The organism is Paenarthrobacter sp. Z7-10 (assembly GCF_026932795.1).
Classification (GTDB): Bacteria; Actinomycetota; Actinomycetes; order Actinomycetales; family Micrococcaceae; genus Arthrobacter_M.
In genome coordinates, this window is record NZ_JADPVH010000021.1 from 1 (window position 1) to 17,767 (window position 17,767).

Annotated in this window: 18 protein-coding genes and 1 pseudogene; 10 read left to right on the plus strand and 9 right to left on the minus strand. The window is 65.3% G+C overall.

Going from position 1 to position 17,767, the window contains the following annotated elements:
* A pseudogene (locus tag IV498_RS08105) lies at window positions 1–126 on the plus strand (IS982 family transposase); the annotation flags it as partial.
* A 37-nt stretch (window positions 127–163) separates the two neighbouring features.
* Here IV498_RS08105 and IV498_RS08110 read toward each other — a convergent pair.
* Window positions 164–451 carry a hypothetical protein gene (locus IV498_RS08110; protein ID WP_269046058.1) on the minus strand — a complete coding sequence of 96 codons (288 nt, stop codon included), beginning with the start codon at window positions 449–451 and terminating at the stop codon, window positions 164–166.
* Between the two features lie 451 nt (window positions 452–902).
* Here IV498_RS08110 and IV498_RS08115 point away from each other — a divergent pair, with 451 nt between their 5' ends.
* A complete protein-coding gene (locus tag IV498_RS08115; protein WP_269046059.1) occupies window positions 903–1,889 on the plus strand; it encodes a hypothetical protein in 987 nt (328 codons plus the stop codon).
* 186 nt (window positions 1,890–2,075) lie between these two features.
* Here IV498_RS08115 and IV498_RS08120 read toward each other — a convergent pair whose 3' ends face one another.
* The 7 genes from IV498_RS08120 to IV498_RS08150 form a co-directional block, all read right to left on the minus strand.
* Window positions 2,076–4,058, minus strand: a complete 1,983-nt coding sequence (locus IV498_RS08120; RefSeq protein ID WP_269046107.1) for an NHL domain-containing thioredoxin family protein — start codon at window positions 4,056–4,058, stop codon at window positions 2,076–2,078.
* Between the two features lie 182 nt (window positions 4,059–4,240).
* Window positions 4,241–6,403, minus strand: a complete 2,163-nt coding sequence (locus IV498_RS08125; protein ID WP_269046060.1) for a cytochrome c oxidase assembly protein — start codon at window positions 6,401–6,403, stop codon at window positions 4,241–4,243.
* Window positions 6,404–6,576: 173 nt separating this feature from the next.
* Window positions 6,577–6,861 (minus strand): HU family DNA-binding protein, encoded by a 285-nt coding sequence (locus tag IV498_RS08130; RefSeq protein WP_269046061.1) that lies wholly within the window; start codon window positions 6,859–6,861, stop codon window positions 6,577–6,579.
* A gap of 306 nt (window positions 6,862–7,167) precedes the next feature.
* Window positions 7,168–7,473, minus strand: coding sequence for a 30S ribosomal protein S14 (gene rpsN / locus IV498_RS08135; protein WP_269046062.1), 306 nt, complete (start codon window positions 7,471–7,473; stop codon window positions 7,168–7,170).
* A 5-nt stretch (window positions 7,474–7,478) separates the two neighbouring features.
* Entirely contained in the window at window positions 7,479–7,646 is a 168-nt protein-coding gene (gene rpmG / locus IV498_RS08140; protein ID WP_269046063.1) for a 50S ribosomal protein L33, read from the minus strand.
* Entirely contained in the window at window positions 7,646–7,882 is a 237-nt protein-coding gene (rpmB, locus tag IV498_RS08145; RefSeq protein WP_269046064.1) for a 50S ribosomal protein L28, read from the minus strand. Before rpmB ends, rpmG begins: the two co-directional genes overlap by 1 nt.
* Window positions 7,883–8,154: 272 nt before the next feature.
* Window positions 8,155–8,946, minus strand: a complete 792-nt coding sequence (locus IV498_RS08150; protein WP_269046065.1) for an SGNH/GDSL hydrolase family protein — start codon at window positions 8,944–8,946, stop codon at window positions 8,155–8,157.
* 117 nt (window positions 8,947–9,063) lie between these two features.
* Here IV498_RS08150 and IV498_RS08155 point away from each other — a divergent pair, with 117 nt between their 5' ends.
* From IV498_RS08155 to IV498_RS08190, 8 genes are all read left to right on the plus strand, one after another.
* Window positions 9,064–10,491, plus strand: coding sequence for an MFS transporter (locus IV498_RS08155; RefSeq protein ID WP_269046066.1), 1,428 nt, complete (start codon window positions 9,064–9,066; stop codon window positions 10,489–10,491).
* A gap of 98 nt (window positions 10,492–10,589) precedes the next feature.
* Entirely contained in the window at window positions 10,590–11,711 is a 1,122-nt protein-coding gene (locus tag IV498_RS08160; protein WP_269046067.1) for a fatty acid desaturase family protein, read from the plus strand.
* A 92-nt stretch (window positions 11,712–11,803) separates the two neighbouring features.
* A complete protein-coding gene (locus tag IV498_RS08165) occupies window positions 11,804–12,073 on the plus strand; it encodes a hypothetical protein (RefSeq protein ID WP_269046068.1) in 270 nt (89 codons plus the stop codon).
* A gap of 465 nt (window positions 12,074–12,538) precedes the next feature.
* On the plus strand, window positions 12,539–13,360 hold the full coding sequence (locus IV498_RS08170; protein WP_269046069.1) for a sigma-70 family RNA polymerase sigma factor: 822 nt from the start codon (window positions 12,539–12,541) through the stop codon (window positions 13,358–13,360).
* 153 nt (window positions 13,361–13,513) lie between these two features.
* Window positions 13,514–14,173, plus strand: coding sequence for a D-glycero-alpha-D-manno-heptose-1,7-bisphosphate 7-phosphatase (locus tag IV498_RS08175; protein WP_269046070.1), 660 nt, complete (start codon window positions 13,514–13,516; stop codon window positions 14,171–14,173).
* Window positions 14,170–15,255 carry a glycosyltransferase family 9 protein gene (locus IV498_RS08180; RefSeq protein ID WP_269046071.1) on the plus strand — a complete coding sequence of 362 codons (1,086 nt, stop codon included), beginning with the start codon at window positions 14,170–14,172 and terminating at the stop codon, window positions 15,253–15,255. Before IV498_RS08175 ends, IV498_RS08180 begins: the two co-directional genes overlap by 4 nt.
* A complete protein-coding gene (locus IV498_RS08185) occupies window positions 15,252–16,268 on the plus strand; it encodes a glycosyltransferase (RefSeq protein ID WP_269046072.1) in 1,017 nt (338 codons plus the stop codon). The genes IV498_RS08180 and IV498_RS08185 overlap by 4 nt, the downstream gene beginning before the upstream one ends.
* Window positions 16,265–17,527 carry a glycosyltransferase gene (locus IV498_RS08190; RefSeq protein ID WP_269046073.1) on the plus strand — a complete coding sequence of 421 codons (1,263 nt, stop codon included), beginning with the start codon at window positions 16,265–16,267 and terminating at the stop codon, window positions 17,525–17,527. Before IV498_RS08185 ends, IV498_RS08190 begins: the two co-directional genes overlap by 4 nt.
* A gap of 39 nt (window positions 17,528–17,566) precedes the next feature.
* Here the strand turns inward: IV498_RS08190 and IV498_RS08195 are convergent, their stop codons facing one another.
* Complete coding sequence (locus IV498_RS08195; protein ID WP_269046114.1) at window positions 17,567–17,728, minus strand: hypothetical protein; 162 nt, start codon at window positions 17,726–17,728, stop codon at window positions 17,567–17,569.
* Window positions 17,729–17,767: the final 39 nt, after the last annotated feature.

Here is a 17,767-nt window from a genome sequence, read left to right on the forward strand (position 1 = left end):
GGGCGGACACCCGCCGGCGTCACCGCCCGCGTCGTCCAACGCCTGCTGGCCCTGACCGCAGCGATCTGGCACAACGATCGGATCGGCCAAGCTGTGCGTCGCTCCATGACCGCCTACGATCACTGACCCTTGGAATTATTCATCTAGACGGTGGCCTGCAAAGCTAGCCGCGGTATTCCCTGGCTGAGCCGGAGTCCGGATCGTCCACTGCCGGGTCCAGCAGCGGGGAGCTGGGGTTTTGGCCGGTGTCCGGACTAGGGGGTCCGCCGTCGCCATGAGCTCCCGTTGCTGCGTCGCCGGCTCCGGTGGGAAGCACATCTCCCGATTCTGAACCGGGAGCAGGGCTGTCTAGCCCACCGGCCATTGAAACCCGCGGAGCCACCGCGTCCTCGCCCGGATTTGCGGGGGCGTCCGGCGCCTCAACTTTCCTGTCCGCTGCTTCCATATCCAATCCGTGCCCTTCCGCAAATCCTTTTCACCGGCTTAAACCGGACTTCACTTGCCGGGCATCGATGCCAACGGCGGATCCCACCTTTTCCCTTAAAGGTTACCGGTTCCCCACGTCAGCGTCACGGTCAAACGGACACGTGCATCGTCGAGCCCCCGGGAAGGTCACCGCCCCGGCGTTGCTGATGCCATCCACGCTTTGCTCCGTCACCCTTAGAACAATTTCACCTTCAGCCCGGCCTTCCACGCTGTCCGCCATGTCCGCTGCGATCCCGGACCCTGTGGGCGCAGACGCCGGCCCGCAAGGGAAGAGCGTGCAGTCCGACGGCACTCATCCGGTGCCGATGAGAGTAGGCGGACGACTGTAGGCGGGTAGGCGGACGACGGCAGTCCGACGACGGTAACGTGGCGCGCATTGCACGGACTGTACTCAGGCAACCGGTATCGTTGGCATCGTGCACAACAGGTCCGGGCTAGTTAAGATTGCGGCCGGCTGGCTGCTCGGATTGTTACTCGCCGCTTCGGCCGCCGTGATCACCATTCAACTGGTTAACACCAACTATTTTGGTCCGCAGCAGAGGGTCCAGGAGTATCTCCAGGCACTCCACGACGGCGACGGAGCCAAGGCCCTGGGTCTGCTGCAGGCCACCGTTCCGGATGCTAATGCGGCCGTGCTGGACGGCGAGGGCCTTAAGGCTGCTGCCGCCGGCACCAGCAATGTGCATTTGGGTAACCCGGCATCCCAGCCGGACGGTCGGGTGAAGATCGACGTTGACTACACGATTGATGGCACCGCGTTGTCCACCAACTTTCTGCTGGAACCGACCGGCACCCGGTGGCTCTTCTTCACCTCCTGGGACTTAGTGCCGACCACCCTGCCCACACTGGATGTATCGGTGGTGAACGAAACTCAGGCCGCCCTGAACGGCGTGCAGGTGAACATGCCCTCGGGCCGGAACAGCTTCGCGGTGTTCTATCCAGGCCGCTATACCGCGGAATTCCAGAGCCAGTACTTCCGGGCTCCGGCCGTCACCTCCACCGTCAGTTCAGCCAACGGCAAGCCGGCCGCCGTCGCCCTCGACACCGAACCCACCAGCGCCCTGCTGACGCAGGTGAACAGCAAGGTCCACCAGTATTTGGACGGCTGCGCCAAGCAGGAGGTGCTGCTGCCGGCCGCCTGCCCGTTCAGCAACCGAACGGACAACCGGGTACTGGGTCCCATTAACTGGAGTGTTGTCAGCTATCCGAAGATCAACATTTCAGCCTACGGCGGGAAATGGGTGCTGGCGCCCTTGACCGTCACTGCGCAGGTGGATTACAAAGAACAACAGCTCTACTCGGGAGCCATCTCTGAGGTGAAAACGGCCCAGGACTTCGGGTTCACCGCAAAGTTAAAGGTCAGTGAGACAGGTATCAGCGTCACCCCCGTGGTGGAGTACTAATCCCTTTGTCGACTGCAAATACCCCGTGGTGGAGTACTAACCCCTTAGGCGGGCTTCTGGGCCTCAGTCCACCCCGCGCCGCCCCTTCCCAACCAAGTAACAGCTGATGCACGGAAAAGACGTTTTGAGTGCATCTGCTGTTACTTAATTAGATTTGCCGGGCCGTGGGCGGGGTGGGTCGCGGGGCTAATCCATTCCGCGCAGGTCCAGTGTCAGTTCGGAAGCGCCGGCCGGATCGAGCAGCACCGGAATTCCCCAGTCCTGCTGGTACAGGTGGCAGGCCGCATGGTCCGGGATTTCGCCGTCGGCGTCTTCGGTGCCATCACAGGCGGCCGCGCGTGCGGTGATGTGCAAAACCCCCTCGGTCACGCCGTCGGCCAGCGTCAATATCCGGGTCAGGCCAATGGAGGTTCCGCCACCGTCGCGAAGCAGTTCCGGTGGGGTGGCCGAGATCTTCAGTTGAGTGGGATCCCCCCAGCGATAATCCAGCTTCTGACCCGTGGGCGCGGTGAAACGCACCTGCAGCTCCAACGCACCCGCTGCAACAGGAGTCTTCGGACGCTGCGTCTGAACCGCCCCCTCATCGACCTGCAAGGCTTCCTTTGGCACCGGCAGCCGCACCAGGCGGTGCTGATTGGCCTCCACGACAATGAGCAGCGGCGTCCTGCCGGTGGTATCCAGCAGCACATCGGAGGGTTCGGACAGCCCCCGGGCCAGCGTGCTGACGCTCCGGTTCACCGGGTCGTAGCGGCGCACCGCACCGTTGTAAGTGTCCGCCAAGGCGATGGAGCCGTCCGGCAGCACGGTGACCCCGAGTGGATGCTGCAGCCGGGCCTGAGCCGCGGCGCCGTCGCGGAAACCAAAGTCGAAAAGGCCTTCACCGACGGCGGTCTCCACGGTCAGCGAAGCGCTTTCGTCGGAACTAAGTGGCAGCTGATGCACGGAAGAAGGGTTTTGAGTGCGTTTGCTGTTACTCACTTGGGAGGAGGGGAATCGCAGCACGCGCAGCGCCGAGGTTTCGGAATCCGCCACCCAGATACTGCCGTCCGCGTCTTCCGCTAGGCCGGACGGCTGGGCGAACCACGCCTGCTCGGCCGGCCCGTCCAGCAAGCCTTCCAACCCATTTCCAGCCACGATCGTGAGCTGCCCGGTCAAGGGATCAAAGCCGAAGATCTGGTGCACGCCGGCCATCGCAACCACCACCCGGTTCAGCTGCCGGGACCAGACCACGTCCCAGGGCGAGGAAAGTGCGACCTCCAGCGGCCGCATGCCCAGATCCCCGGACGCCAGCGGCGCGCCGTCGTCGTCGACCCTTGCCGGTCCCGCCTCAAGCAGCCGCTGCACTCCGCTCCCAGCCAGCGTGCGAACCGAGCCCTCGGCCAGGTTGACCCCACGCAACCGGTGATTGACCGAGTCGGCGACGACGACGTCGTACCCGGCCTGGGCGGCGACCGCGGCGGGCAGCAGCGTCAGACCCTGCGGTTCATTGAATCGCGCGGCCTCCGCCGGGCCATCCTGGTGCCCTTTGGTTCCCTGGCCGATGGTGCGGACCACGGTCAGCAGGTCAGGTCCGAGCTCAACCAAACGGTGATGTCCGGTGTCGGAAACCAGGAAGTTCCCGCCCGCCAGCGGAAGCACCTTGCCCGGAAAACGCAGGTCTCCCGCCGTCGGCTCGGGAGCAACATACGGACCGTCCCCGCGGTGCAGCGTGCCCTTGGCCTCGTGCTTGGCAATCAGCTCGGGAATGAGCGAGGCCAGTCCAGCGGCGTGCCCCTCCCCCGATAGATGGGCAACGATGTACCCCTCGGGATCGATCACCACCAGGGTTGGCCACGCGCGCGCCGCATAGGCCTGCCAGGTGAGCAGTTCCGGATCGTCCAGGACCGGGTGCCGGATTTCATATCGTTCGACGGCGGAGGCGAGCGCCACTGGGTCCGCCTCGTGTTCAAACTTGGGCGAGTGCACCCCGACGGTGACCAACACGTCCGCATATTGCTGCTCCAGCGGGCGGAGTTCGTCAATCACGTGCAGGCAATTAATACAGCAGAAGGTCCAGAAGTCCAGCAGCACGATCTTGCCGCGCAGCTGTTCCAGGCCCAGCGGCTTGCCGCCGGTGTTCAGCCAGCCGCGGCCCTCCAGCTCGGAGGCACGCACTCGAAGGTGCGCCATCGGAGCCTTGGCCCCGGCGGTCTTCGTCTCTGCTGTCTTCGTCTCTGCTGTCTTCGTCTCTGCTGTCTTCGTCTCTGCTGTCTTCGTCTCCACAGTTTTCGCCTCTGCAGCCTTGACTGCGGTGGCCTCAGTTTCGCCGGTCTTCATCTCTGCGGTCTTCGTCTCTGCGGTCTTCGCATCCACTACGGGGTTTCTCCTTGCTTCGCCTGCTGCATCGTGTCCCCGCCCGGAACGGCGTCGCCATGGAGTTTCGTGTCGCGCTCGGCCAGTTGGGCAAACATATCGTTGTAAGCGGTCAGGTCCGCATCATTATTCCTGTCCGCGGCCCGGTCCTTGCGCTTAGTCTCACGCTCGTCCGAGCGGGACCACATCATGGCGACGCCAATGGCGATCAGCAACGTTGGGATTTCGCCGATCCCCCAGGCGATGCCGCCGCCGGTCTGCTGGTCCGCCAGCGCCGAAGCGCCCCAAGTCCGGCCCATGTTCCCGAAGTAACTGCCCTGCAGCAGCGCAGTGGCGCTCATCAGCGAAACGCCAAAGAACGCATGGAACGCCATAGTCGCCAGCAGCAGCAACAACCGCAGTGGATAAGGCGCGCGGCGCGGAATCGGGTCCGAGCCAATCATGGTGAGGATAAAGAGGTATCCGGTGATGGTGAAATGCAGCATCATCAGCTCGTGGCCAACATGGTCACGCATCGCATAGCCGAAGGCCGCGGTGTAGTAAAACAGCACCAGTGAGCCGGCAAAGTTTGCCGCGGCGAACAGCGGGTGCGTCACCAAGGCCGAGAACTTGGAGTGCACCAGCACCAGGATCCACTCGCGGACCCCGCGGCTGCCGTCACCGCGTGGCCTCAGGGCTTTCAGTCCCAGTGATATCGGGGCGCCGAGGACCATGAACAGCGGCGAGACAAGCATCAGCATCATGTGGTCCACCATGTGCGCACTGAACAGCACGCGCCCATACACCGCCGGGCCACCCGAGGTCACATAGGTCAGAGCCACCATGCCCAGCAGCCAGGAAACGGTCCGCAGCAGCGGCCAGCCATCGCCCCGGCGCCGCAGCTTCAGCACGCCGGCGAGGTAGGCCGCGGTGGCGACCAGCACGAAGGCGACCCAGAGCCAGTCCAGCCTCCACTCGGTGACCCAGCGCGACGGTGACAGCGCCGGTGGCAGTTCATAGCCGGTGAGGAGCACGGCGGGCGTGGCATCCGGGGCGTAACTGGTGGGTTCCGGTGGCGCGGATCGGCTTAGGGCCACGGCGATGCCGCTGGTGGAGCCCATGATGATCAGTTCGCCCAGAATGAGCTGCCACAGCACCCGACGCGCGGAGAGTGATCCCCGGCCGCTTTCCAGCCGCGGAAGTATCCATTGCCGGTGCATGTAACCGATGACGCCCAGCACTATGGTGGCCGCCGTCTTGATCAGGATCAGCTGGCCATAGGCGGAGGTGAACAGTTCGTTCCAGCTCGTGATCCGGATAGCTGCGTTGATCACGCCGGAGGCAAAGACGGTGACGAAGGCAAACAAGGCCATCGTGGAGAACCGCTTCAGCACCGGGCCGGTCAATTTGTTCAGGGTTCCGGAAATCACCGCCAGCGCTATGATGCCGCCAAACCACAGTGCCACCCCGGTCAGGTGCAGCAGCAGGGAATTGACCGCCCCCTCGTGGTCCGAACCGCTGGAGGCATGTCCGATCAGGGCCTGCGGGGTCAGTCCCAGCAGCGCCAGCACCAAGGTGATGGCCAACGCATTGAGCGACCGCACACCGAAACACAGCGTGGCCACGACGGCGGCAAAGATGCAGATCGCCAGCCAGGCCTGGCCGGTGGGCAGGGATGTCATGTAAAACGCCAGCTGCGCGGTGTAGTCCGAGCCGGAGGACGGCGGGAGCCCCGCTATGTCCGAGTAGGTCAGGACGAGCACCACGATGGCGGACAGCGTCCAGACGACGGCGGCAACAGCAGCCAGCGTCAAGGCTCTGGTGAACGCCGGGTGTTCGGGTGCCGGCGGAGCGGCGGTCCCCACGGCGGCCAGCCGGCCCGCCGGTGTGGAGCGCAGGGGCTTAAGTTCCTTGGGCAGCAGAACCACGGCAAAGAGCAGAGCGCCCACGACGGTGGCGACGGCGACGTTGTGCACGGTCAGGGCTATCGGCAAACCCCAGCGGGTCACCGCGCCGGGGTCAAGCAACCGACCCGAGGCGGCAGCCCCGGAGAAGATCAGCGCGGCCACCAGCGAAAGGACTGTGATGAGGGCTCCGGCCAACAGCCACGGCCCACGGATACCGGCCCGAGGCGCGGCGGCGGTACCGGGCGATGGATTCTTAGTTGCTGTTGCTGATGCCACCTATTCATTGTCCTGCACCCGGCGCGCATACCGCGAATCAGGGCCGCTGAACGATGGGCGAGGCAACAGCAACCGGGGCGCTTACACCATTGCGATTAAGCGGCGGAGGACGGCCGCCCGCTGGCAACCGTCCTCCGGCAGGATCCCAATCGGGACCCTTGCCCCTGGTGTGACTACTTGTTGGAGACAGCAGCCTTCAGCTTGGAACCGGCACTCAGCTTCACGCTGTGGCCGGCGGCGATCTGGATGGCCTCGCCGGTCTGCGGGTTACGGCCCGTGCGGGCAGCGCGGTCGGTCCGCTCGACGGACAGCCAGCCGGGGATGGTGATCTTTTCGCCGGCAGAGACCGAGCTCTCGAACACCGAGAAAAGGGCGTCCAGAACGGAGTTCACCGCGGTCTGGCTGGTCTCAGCCTTAGCAGCAACTTCGGCAACCAATTCACTACGATTCTTAGCCATTTATGTCCTCCTGGACCTCAGATGAATGGAGTTGAACGCGGGATGCGTGCCAACCACTGTTTCCGAACATACCAGCTAAGCCTTGCCGCGCCAGCAGTTTTCCCTGTTTTTGCGCAGTTTTTCCCGCCAATTGGGGGGTTTTGCGCCGTCGGCGGCGCATTTGTGGTCCGTCGAACATACGGCCGGAGCATGGCAGGGGGCGGAGCATGGCAGGGGGCGGAGCATGGCAAAGGGGCGGTGGCCTCATGGCCACCGCCCCTTCATCAGCAGTGCACAGCCAGCCTCAGCGGGCCACCGGAGCTGCAGTTACCAGCTGGACTTCTTAATGCCGGGCAGTTCGCCTCTGTGCGCCATGTCGCGGAAGCGGACACGGGAGATGCCGAACTTCTGCAGCGTTCCGCGCGGCCGGCCGTCGATGGTGTCGCGGTTGCGCACCCGGATCGGCGAGGCGTTGCGGGGCAGCTTCTGCAGGCCGAGGCGTGCGGCTTCACGCGCCTCGTCAGTGGCGTTGGCGTCAACCAGAGTCTTCTTCAGCTCGAGACGCTTCGCAGCGTAACGCTCGACGATGACTTTACGCTGTTCGTTCTTTGCAATCATTGACTTTTTAGCCATAGTCTTTAGCGCTCCTCTCGGAATTCGACGTGCTTGCGGATCTTGGGATCGTACTTTTTCAAAACCATGCGATCCGGATCATTCCGGCGGTTCTTACGGGTGACGTAAGTAAAACCCGTACCCGCGGTGCTCTTGAGCTTGATAATGGGACGTACGTCCTGGGCTTTTGCCATTAGAGCTTCACCCCACGTGCCTGGATCTGTGCCACGACCGCGTCAATGCCGCGGACGTCGATGGTCTTGATGCCCTTCGCGGACAACGTCAGCGTGACGTTGCGGCGAAGGGACGGAACCCAGTAGCGCTTCTTCTGGATATTCGGGTCGAACCGGCGCTTATTGCGGCGGTGCGAGTGCGAAATGCTGTGTCCAAAGCCCGGCTCGGCTCCAGTCACTTGGCAGTGAGCTGCCATGATTCTCCTTATAAAAAATTGAATGTAACGGGTCGCAGTGCTCCTGCGCTCCCGCGCGGCAGGTGACGTCCGCCCTCAGTTCCGGCCCCGGCGTGTGGAACTCCGCAACGAAGTCCGCGGGATCGGCAACCTTTGATTACTGGACGAATACGGGAATGCACGCAACTTGAGCCCCTAACTGCCGGCCCGCGGGAAATGAATTCCCGCCAACCGGAGCAACTGCGCACGCTCCGCGCCACCTGGCGCCTACCTATTCTATGATCCAGCGCAGTTTAAGACCAATCGGTGGCTCCGTCAGTGGCTCCCGGTGCGTGCAGCTGGGGCCAGCGCGGATTCAGACTGTCGCCCGAGGAAACGCCACGCAGCCGGCGGCCCACCCAGGGGCCGACATATTGGCGGACCCACCGGGCGTTGGCCCGCAGCGCCTGGCGGCGGCTCAGTTCCGGCGCCGGTTCGATATCCGGGACCTGCAGATCGGACTCGTGCTCCAGCAGGGCCAGCACACGTTTGGCCATGTTGATGTGCCCGGCGGTGGACAGATGAATCCTGTCCTGCGCCCACATCCGCCAGTCGTAATACTCGCTGAAGCGCCAGAAGTCGGCAATCAGGGCACCGTGCCTGTCCGCGATGTCCCGTACCAGTTCGTTATAAATCGCCGTCCGCCCGCGCATCGTGCCAAAAACCTTCGAGCCCTTGGCATCGAATCCGGAGAACAGCACCACGGTGGCTCCGGAGGCACGCAGCCGTCCCACGCCGTCGTCGTACTTGAGCATCAGGGCATCAATGTCCACAGACGGGCGCAGAATGTCATTCGCGCCGGCGTAGAGGGTGACGAGAGTGGGTGCCAGCGCCACCGCGGCCTCCACCTGCTCGGCCATAATCTGGCCCAGCTTGCGGCCGCGGATAGCCAGGTTCGCGTACCCGAGTCCCGAATCAACCCTGGCCAGCTCCTGCGCCACCCGGTCCGCCCAACCGCGCACCGCATTGGGCAGGGTGCCGTCGTCGTCTCCAACGCCTTCGGTGAATGAGTCGCCAAGGGCCACGAATCGGGTGGAAAACTCCATGCTGAACCTCCGCACAACGGATTTGGATATGCTCATCCAAGGTTACCGGCGACTCTGGGACGTCAAACGCGGCCAGCAACCGCGCGACCGTACAACGAAGAGGACGCGCTGAAAGCCTTGAACCCGCCGGCCACGATTTGGAGCCCCGCGTACCGCAGCGCCACGGTGGGGTTGTTCAGCCTCGCCTTTTTGGTGGCCTACTCCGTCTCGGCCATCACCACAGCGATGCCCCGGGCTGCCCATGAACTGCACGGCCTCAATCTGTACGGTCTGGCCTTCGCCGTCACAATGGCCACGTCGGTGGTGGCGATGACGTTCGCGGCGCCTTGGATTGAACGCGCCGGACCCGGCGTCGCACTGATGGCCGGCATCGCGGTGGATTGCGCCGGGCTGCTCGTGGCCGCCGCGGCACCAACCATGGAAGTGCTGGTAGCCGGCCGGGCGGTTCAGGGCATCGGCGTGGGGTTGGAGGGCGTGGCACTTTATGTGGTGATCGCCAGGGTCTTCCCGGCAGCGATCCGGCCCAAAATGTTCGCCACCCTCTCGGCGGCCTGGGTGCTGCCGTCCATCATCGGTCCGGCCATCAATGGTGCAGTCACGGACCAGTTTGGATGGCGCTGGGTCTTTGTCACGGTTCCGGTTGTTGCCGTCGGCGCCGTCGCGCTGGTCCGGGCCGGGACCCGCGGCGCCAGCATGGACGCCGGGGAGACTTTCGACCGGGCCGACGACGACGGCCAGCCCGGATTGTCCGCGCGGACCGGCAGCGCAAGCGGGAACAGCCGAGCTACCGCCCCCCGGAGCGACTTCGGGACAAACAGCATCTGGTACCGGCCGCTCCTGGCCCTCGCTGCCGCGTGCGCGGTGCTGCTGCTCGGTGACGCCAGCCTGCGCGCGCATCCGTGGTGGCCCGGCGAACTGGCCGCCGCCGTCGTCGTGCTGGTACTTACGGCGCCGAAGCTGCTGCCGCGCGGTACTTGGCTGGCGCGGCGCGGACTGCCCGCCGTGGTGCTGATGCGCGCGCTGATCGGCACCGCCTTCACGCTGGGCGATGTGTACCTGCCGCTGCTGATGATCCAGCAGCGCGCCATGCCGGCGTGGCTGGCGGGCCTGTCACTGACCGTGGGCGGTATCACCTGGTTCGCTGGATCCTGGCTCGCCGGACGTGGGGTGATGACGCCGCGATTGCGCCTGCAGCTGGGCGCAGTGGCACTGCTGTTGGGCGTGCTCGTTTCCGCCTTGGTGGTGCTGCCCGCTGTGCCCGTGTGGGTGGCCTGGCTGGGCTGGTGCTTCTCCGGGTTGGGCATCGGCATCTCCTACCCCAGCCTTTCGGTCATTTTGCTCGAGCTCTCGGCAGCCTCCGAACAAGGCAGCAACTCCTCGGCCCTGCAGCTCAATGAGACGCTGACAACGTCCGCCCTGCTCGGCGTAGTGGGCGCGGTCTTCGCGGCCCTGCTGAGCACCGGCGGGCTGGGTTTTGTGGTTCCGTTCGGGCTGGCCGCGGTGCTGTCCCTTGCGTCAGTTTTCGTGGCCCGCCGCGCCGCCTGACTGCTGCGCCTGACACGCCACTGTCCGGTTCGGCACCATACGCCTATTCTGAAGATAAGCGCAGGGGCCGCCGAGAACGCCGAATGACTGGAGGCAGCATGGACAATCACCCATTCGCACTGGAGGTATCCAGCGCCGCGAAGCCGCGTTCCGCCGTCGTCCGGCGTTCCTCCCCGACATCGAATCCCCTGATCGCGAGCTACTCGACGCTGCTGAAAACAGTCCGCTCGGACGGACTGCTGCGCCGGCACAGGCGCTACTACATGATCCTGTTCGCGGTGCTCATGCTGCTGTTCGGAGCCGCCTGGACCGGATTCGGCTTCCTGGGCGAGAGCTGGAGCCAGCTGTTCATCGCCGCAGCTTTGGGGGCTCTCTGCACGCAATTCGGTTTCCTGGCGCACGAGGCCGCGCATGGACAGATCTTCTCGACCAAGGGCGCCAACGAGTGGTTCGCCCGCCTGATCGGAACGGGCCTGACCGGCATCAGCTACGCCATGTGGGTGCAGAAACACACCAAACACCATGTCTATCCCAATACCGTCGACAAGGACCCCGACATCAAGACCGGCACCGTTGCCTTCTACCCGGGCGGTGCGGCCTCCCGCCGTGGAGCCATGGTGTTCTTTACCCGCCGGCAGGGCTACTTCCTGTTTCCGCTGCTGTTGCTGCTGGGTCTGGCCCTCTACGGCCGGTCGGTGCGGTTCCTCCTGAGCCGGGAGAAGGTGGATCACCGGTGGGTGGAGATCCCTGTGCTGATGGGCCGTTACGCCTGCTTTTTGGCGATCGTTTTCTGGTTCCTTCCGCTCGGCATGGCTTTCGCCTTTATTGGCGTGCAGGTAGCCGTGTTCGGTTTTTACATGGGCGCCTCCTTTGCCCCCAATCACAAGGGCATGCCCGTGCTGGACGCTTCGAGCCGGGTGGACTTCCTCAGCCGCCAGGTCCTCACTTCCCGGAACATCGCCGGGGGCAGATTTATGGACGTACTGATGGGTGGGCTCAACCGACAGATCGAACATCACCTGTTCCCGGACATGGCCCGCCCGCACCTGCACCGCGCGGCCACCCTCGTCCGGCAGCATTGCCGGTCCCATGCGATTCCCTACACGGAAACAAACCTGATTGCCTCGTACGCCATTGTGGTGCGCTACCTCAATACCGTGGGCCTGTCCGCGGGCAGCTCCTTCGAATGCCCGGTCGGAGACCGCTACCGTCCCTGGTAGCGTTCCGCAGCCACAGCCACGCCCGGCATCGGCGCTGCGTAACGCCGGTGGTAGCGTGGCGCAAATACGCACCAGCAATGATTGGAGACACCATGTCCAGCTCCAACGATGAAAACGCTCCGGATCTTGACGGCGTCATCGAATCTCACGACGACGCGCTGCCCGGACCGACGCGCTCGGGACACGGCAAAATGCCTGAAAGGCTCGACGACGACGCACTGGCCGCCGCGACCGAACAGGAGCGGGTTGACGCCGGGCTCGAGGACTACGCGCCGAACGAGGTCCCGCCGGCTACCGACCCGCTGCCTCCGGGCACCAATGAAGCCGTGGACCGGGCGCAGCGCGGACTGACCGAAGACTAAGCCGGATCAGCCGACGGAACGGCGTTTGGGGCGTCCGCCCGGCCCGCGGCCTCAGCATTAGCGGCTGGCTGGGTTCTCCTGCCGCCGTCGAGTTGGATTCATCCTCAGACAACTGCCACATCGGGGCGCCTGTGGCAGTGGCTGTGGCAGTGCTGTGCACCGGCCATGTGATTGAGGAACATGCCGCATGGCTGCCATGGCAGAGTCTTTTTTTCGACCAGACCAAGCCATTTCCCTCTCTTGCCAGGACCATTTTTCTCCCCTGGCAGGGCCATTTCCCTCCCCCCCACAGAGGGATTTTTTTCCGACCCGGGGGCGCCATTTCGCACTGGGCAGAGCCATTTTCCTCCCCAGACAGACAACCCGGGACCAGTCAAGGGCCTTGCACAATAAGTATGCTTCTGATTTCCTGAAAGAGCGCGCAGGCACCTGCCTCACCTCACCGGTTCAGGAAGCTGTTGGAACATGACGTATCCAAGAAATCGCGGCGCCAGCATTGAGGCATTCAGCCGTGCCAAAGAGTCAACCGGAGCAGTGAAACAGGCCCTGCAGAATGAGCTGGTCCTCGGGCATATGGATATAGCCGACTCGATCGCACGCAAATTCGCCACCCGGGGACGGGACCTCGCCGATCTTCAGCAGGTGGCCGCACTGGCACTGATAAAGGCTGTCCAAGGCTTCCAGCCCGCTCGCGGAACCGACTTTACCGCTTATGCCATTCCGACCATTTCCGGTGAAATCAAACGCTATCTGCGGGACAGTTGCTGGGTGGTCCGGCCGCCGCGCTTCCTGCAGGATCTGCGCACCCTGGCAGCCAAGGAGCGGCCGCGTCTGGCACAGCGGCTGCAGCGTGAACCGTCCCTGCGTGAGCTGGCCGACCATCTGGAGCACAGTGAGAAGGATGTTGCCGAAGCACTGAACTGCCAGGGCAGCCTGCGGCCAGAGTCACTGGAGGCGCCGGTCACTGATGAAGGCCTCACGCTGGCGGAGACCATGTTCGACGACGACGGTGCACCGGAACGCACGGACGATATTCTCGCGCTCCGGGACGCGGTCCGCGAACTGCCCAGCAGCGAAAGGGAACTGCTGTTCCGCCGCTACTTCCATGAGGAGACACAGCAACAGATCGGCCACCAGCTGGGAATGACCCAGATGCAGGTTTCCCGCCTGCTGGCACGGGTCCTGATCAAACTCCAGAACCGGCTGCTGGAAGCGGAGGAACCACCGGCCGCTGAGCTGGTGCGGACGGCCACCCGGCCGGCAGCCCGAGCCTCGAAGACCAGCTGACGGCGCAGTTGGCTGCCTGCCACCCGGCCGGCAGCCTGAGCCTCGACGACCAGTTGACGGCGTGTCTGGCTGTTGGCGCTGCAGCCAGATCGCCGGGAGAAGTTATCCGTACCCGGGTGTTTAGAGCCGGCTCATTCGGGGGAAAGCGCTGCTATGGAACTCGCCGATGGAGCCGATGAACCCGCACGTGGGTATCCAGGACTGCGGGATCCGGCAGCACCTGCGCCTAAGGCCATCCTGTTTGACCGGGACGGCACGTTGGTGGTGGACGTTCCGTACAACCGGCTGCCCGCGTTGGTGCGCCCGCTCCACGGCGTAGCTGGGGTCCTGGCGGCACTGCGGACGGCAGCTGTTCCCATAGGCGTAGTCACCAACCAGTCCGGCGTTGCCCGTGGGCTGCTGAGCGTGGCCGACGTATTGGCCGTGCACCGGCGGGTCGATGATCTTCTGGGCCCGTTCGATGTTTGGGAGTTCTGCCCGCACGGTCCCGACGACGGCTGCAGCTGCCGGAAACCCGCTCCGGGCATGATCCTGCGGGCCTGCCGGAAGCTGGGTCTGGAGCCAGGGGAAATTGCCGTGATCGGTGACATCGGTGCCGACGTCGAAGCAGCCACGGCGGCAGGCGCTACCGGGGTACTGGTTCCGACGCCTGTTACCCGGGCGCAGGAGGTGGCTGCGGCGGAACTGGTGGCTCCCAGTCTTGAAGCCGCCGTCAGCGCACTGATGGGATGGGAAGCTGGCCAGCTCCCGCTGACCTACTCCCTGCCGGAGCATGTGGAAACGCCTGGAGCACCCCGGGGGATGAGCCAATGAAAAGGCGCGTTCTGGTGGCGCGGCTGGACAGCGCAGGGGACGTCCTGCTGGCGGGCCCCGCCGTGCGGGCGGTCGCCGGCGGCCGCGGCCGCGGTTCCGGCCGGACCGGAGGCTGCGACGTTGTCCTGCTCTGCGGACCGCACGGCACCGCGGCCGGTGCCCTGCTGCCTGGCGTGAGCGAGCAGTACACCTGGCGCTGCCCGTGGATTATTGATCCGGCCCCGCCTGCCACCGCCGGCCTGCTGGCCGAGTTGGACGGCTTCATCCGGCGCGCGCGCATTGATGAGGCCGTCATCCTGACCTCCTTCCACCAATCACCGCTGCCGTTGGCCCTGCTCCTGCGTCTGGCAGGCGTGCAGCAAATCACCGGGGCGTCCACGGATTATCCCGGCTCGCTGCTGGACATCAGGCTCAAACCGGGCGAGGACTTGGCGGAAGACCAGCCCGAGAGCGAGCGGGCGCTGGCCATCGCGGCGGCGGCCGGTTATGACTTGCCGCCGGACGACGACGGCCGGCTGCGGGTCAAGGGCGTTCCGGATGCTTCGGAGCTCGTGGGCCGGCAGCCCTATGTGGTCGTGCACCCGGGAGCGGCGGTGCCTGCCAGGGCTTGGCCCGCGCTGCATCACGCGGCCGCCGTCGAACTCCTCGATGGAGCCGGTTACCGTGTCATCGTCACCGGCGGCCCCAGTGAAACGGCGCTCACCGCGACGGTGGCGGGGGTGGCGGCCCTGGATTTGGGTGGCCGGACAGACCTGCCGATGCTGGCCGGCGTGCTGGCCGGAGCATCCGCCGTGATCACCGGCAATACCGGACCGGCGCATCTGGCCGCTGCGGTGGGGACGCCGGTGGTCAGCTTGTTTTCGCCGGTGGTGCCGGCGGTCCGGTGGGCCCCCTTTGGCGTGCCGCTGGAGTTATTGGGTGACCAGAACGCGCCCTGTCGGCTTAGCCGCGCCAGGGAATGCCCGGTGCCGGGACATCCCTGCCTGTCCTCCGTCAGCCCGGACGAAGTGACGGAGGCCGTGGCGAGGCTGCTCAGCGGGCTGGCGTCACTGCGGACGCGGCGGGAAGTAAAAAAACGATGAGAATCCTGCTCTGGCATGTTCACGGCGGCTGGACCGACGCATTTGTCCGCGGCGGGCACGACTACCTCCTGCCGGCAACGGCCGAGGGCGGTGTCTGGGGCCTTGGCCGCGCCGGACGGGACTGGCCGGCCAACGTTCGAAATGTCGATCCGGCCGCGCTGCGGAACGCTGAGGTGGATGCGGTCATCCTGCAGCGTCCGGAGGAGCTCGCCGCCTGCGAGCGCCTGCTGGGCCGGCGGCCCGGACGCGACGTACCCGCCTTTTATCTGGAGCACAACACGCCCAAGGGCAATGTCCCCAACTCGGTTCATCCAATGGCGGATCGGACTGACATCCCGGTGGTCCACGTGACGCACTTCAACAGCCTGTTTTGGGATACCGGCGCCGCACCCACCCTCGTGATCGAGCACGGCCTGGTAGACCCCGGTCAGCTTTATACCGGCCGGCTGCCCCGGCTGGGGGTAGTGATCAACGAACCGGTGCGACGTTGGCGGGTCACCGGCACCGACCTGCTGGCGCGCTTTTCGCAGGTCGCTCCGCTGGAGGTTTTCGGCATGGGCGGCGCGCTGCTGCCGGCCGCCATCGGGTTGGGACCGGACGCGCTGACCATCCGCGGTGACCTGCCCGGAGACCGGCTGCATCGGGAGCTGAGCGAATGCCGGGTATATCTGCATCCACTTCGCTGGACCTCGCTGGGGCTGGCACTGCTGGAGGCGATGCATCTGGGCATGCCGGTGGTGGCGTTGGCCAGCACCGAGGCGAGCCGCGCCGTGCCACCGGAGGCCGGCGCAATTTCCACCAACGTGGACGAGCTCTGTGCGGCAGCGGCGATGCTGCTGGCGGACCCGGAGGAAGCACGGCGGCGGGGCAACATCGCCCGTCAGGCGGCATTGGCGCACTATGGTTTGGCCGCCTTCCTGCGCGCCTGGGACAACGTGCTGGGTGACGCGGGAACGCACCCGGCCGCTGGCAGCGGCGCGCTTTTGGCAGCGAGGGAGAGGAGCCCACGGTGAAAATATCCATGGTTTCGGAGCATGCCAGTCCCCTGGCTGCGCTGGGCGGCGTGGACGCGGGTGGGCAGAACGTCCATGTCGCCGCACTGTCGATGGCGTTGGCGCGGCGGGGGCACAGCGTCACCGTCTATACCCGCCGCGACAGTACAGAGCTGCCGGCACGGGTACTGGTGGGGCCCGGCCTGGAGGTTGTCCACGTCACCGCCGGACCCGCGGAACACATACCCAAGGATGAACTGCTGCCGTTCATGGCAGCGCTGGCCGATGGCGTCGCCGCCGATTGGGGTGACCGGCCGCCGGACATCGTGCACGGGCACTTCTGGATGTCCGGCATCGCAGCATTGGATGCGGCCCGGCGGTTCGACGACGGCGGATATTCAGTGCCGGTGGTGCAGACCTTTCATGCCCTTGGAACCGTGAAACGCCGCCATCAGGGAGCCCACGACACCAGTCCGGCCGAGCGCCGCTGGTACGAACCATCCGTGGGCCGCGCCGTCGACCGGGTGATTGCCACTTGCTCCGACGAGATCTTCGAACTCAAAGCCATGGGTGTCTCCGGCGGTAAGGTGTCCATCGCGCCCTGCGGCGTTGACCTGGAACTATTTTCTCCCACCGGCCCGGTGGAGCCGAAAGGCCGACGTTACCGCATCCTCACCGTGGGACGGCTGGTGCCGCGCAAGGGCGTGGATCTGGTGATCCGCGCACTGCCTCTGCTGCGGCAGGCTGGCTACGACGATGTGGAGCTGGTCGTGGTGGGTGGATCCGGGGACTCAACCAGCATGCGCACGGATCCCGAAGTGCGCCGGCTGTTGGCCTTGGCCGATGAACTCGGTGCTGCCGACAGGCTCACGCTCCGCGGCCAGGTGCCGCGCGAAGCGATGCCAGCGGTGCTCCGCAGCGCCGATGCGGTGGTCTGCACTCCCTGGTACGAACCCTTCGGCATCGTTCCGCTGGAGGCAATGGCCTGCGGCGTCCCGGTGGTGGCCGCCGCGGTAGGCGGACTGATCGACACCGTGGTGGACCGGCGCACCGGGCTGCATGTGCCTGCCAACGACCCTGAAGCCATCGCCGCCGCCGTCGCCGAACTGCTCGGAAACCCGGATCTGCGCAGCCAGCTGGGACGGGCTGGAGTTACCCGGGTGCGCTCCCGGTACACCTGGGACAGGGTCGCGGCGGAAACCGAAAAAGCGTATCAGATCACCCTCAATGAAGCCGTTCGCCAGGACAGCCTGCAACCGATGGAGGGCACCGCGCTATGAAGGCCGAACCCAACACCGCGCCCGTCTTTCCAGGCACCTTCACGGCGCCATCACAGGCGCGACCCCAGACAGTGCCATCCCAAACAGCGCCACCCGGATCAGCGCCACCCAGTCCAGCCCCACCTCAAACAGCGCCACCCGAGACAGCGCCACTCCAAGCACTGCTGTCGGAATCACTGCTGTCAGAATCACTGCTGTCACAATCACTGCTGTCACAAGCAGCGCCCTGGGCGCTTGCCC

Bases quoted from the DNA above. Each gene is read 5' to 3' on its own strand.
- IV498_RS08160 (WP_269046067.1), top strand. From the start codon at position 10,590: ATGGACAATCACCCATTCGCACTGGAGGTATCCAGCGCCGCGAAGCCG.
- IV498_RS08150 (WP_269046065.1), bottom strand. From the start codon at position 8,946: ATGGAGTTTTCCACCCGATTCGTGGCCCTTGGCGACTCATTCACCGAA.
- IV498_RS08130 (WP_269046061.1), bottom strand. From the start codon at position 6,861: ATGGCTAAGAATCGTAGTGAATTGGTTGCCGAAGTTGCTGCTAAGGCT.
- IV498_RS08185 (WP_269046072.1), top strand. From the start codon at position 15,252: ATGAGAATCCTGCTCTGGCATGTTCACGGCGGCTGGACCGACGCATTT.
- rpmG (WP_269046063.1), bottom strand. From the start codon at position 7,646: ATGGCAAAAGCCCAGGACGTACGTCCCATTATCAAGCTCAAGAGCACC.
- IV498_RS08165 (WP_269046068.1), top strand. From the start codon at position 11,804: ATGTCCAGCTCCAACGATGAAAACGCTCCGGATCTTGACGGCGTCATC.
- rpmB (WP_269046064.1), bottom strand. From the start codon at position 7,882: ATGGCAGCTCACTGCCAAGTGACTGGAGCCGAGCCGGGCTTTGGACAC.
- IV498_RS08180 (WP_269046071.1), top strand. From the start codon at position 14,170: ATGAAAAGGCGCGTTCTGGTGGCGCGGCTGGACAGCGCAGGGGACGTC.
- rpsN (WP_269046062.1), bottom strand. From the start codon at position 7,473: ATGGCTAAAAAGTCAATGATTGCAAAGAACGAACAGCGTAAAGTCATC.
- IV498_RS08175 (WP_269046070.1), top strand. From the start codon at position 13,514: ATGGAACTCGCCGATGGAGCCGATGAACCCGCACGTGGGTATCCAGGA.
- IV498_RS08120 (WP_269046107.1), bottom strand. From the start codon at position 4,058: ATGGCGCACCTTCGAGTGCGTGCCTCCGAGCTGGAGGGCCGCGGCTGG.
- IV498_RS08170 (WP_269046069.1), top strand. From the start codon at position 12,539: ATGACGTATCCAAGAAATCGCGGCGCCAGCATTGAGGCATTCAGCCGT.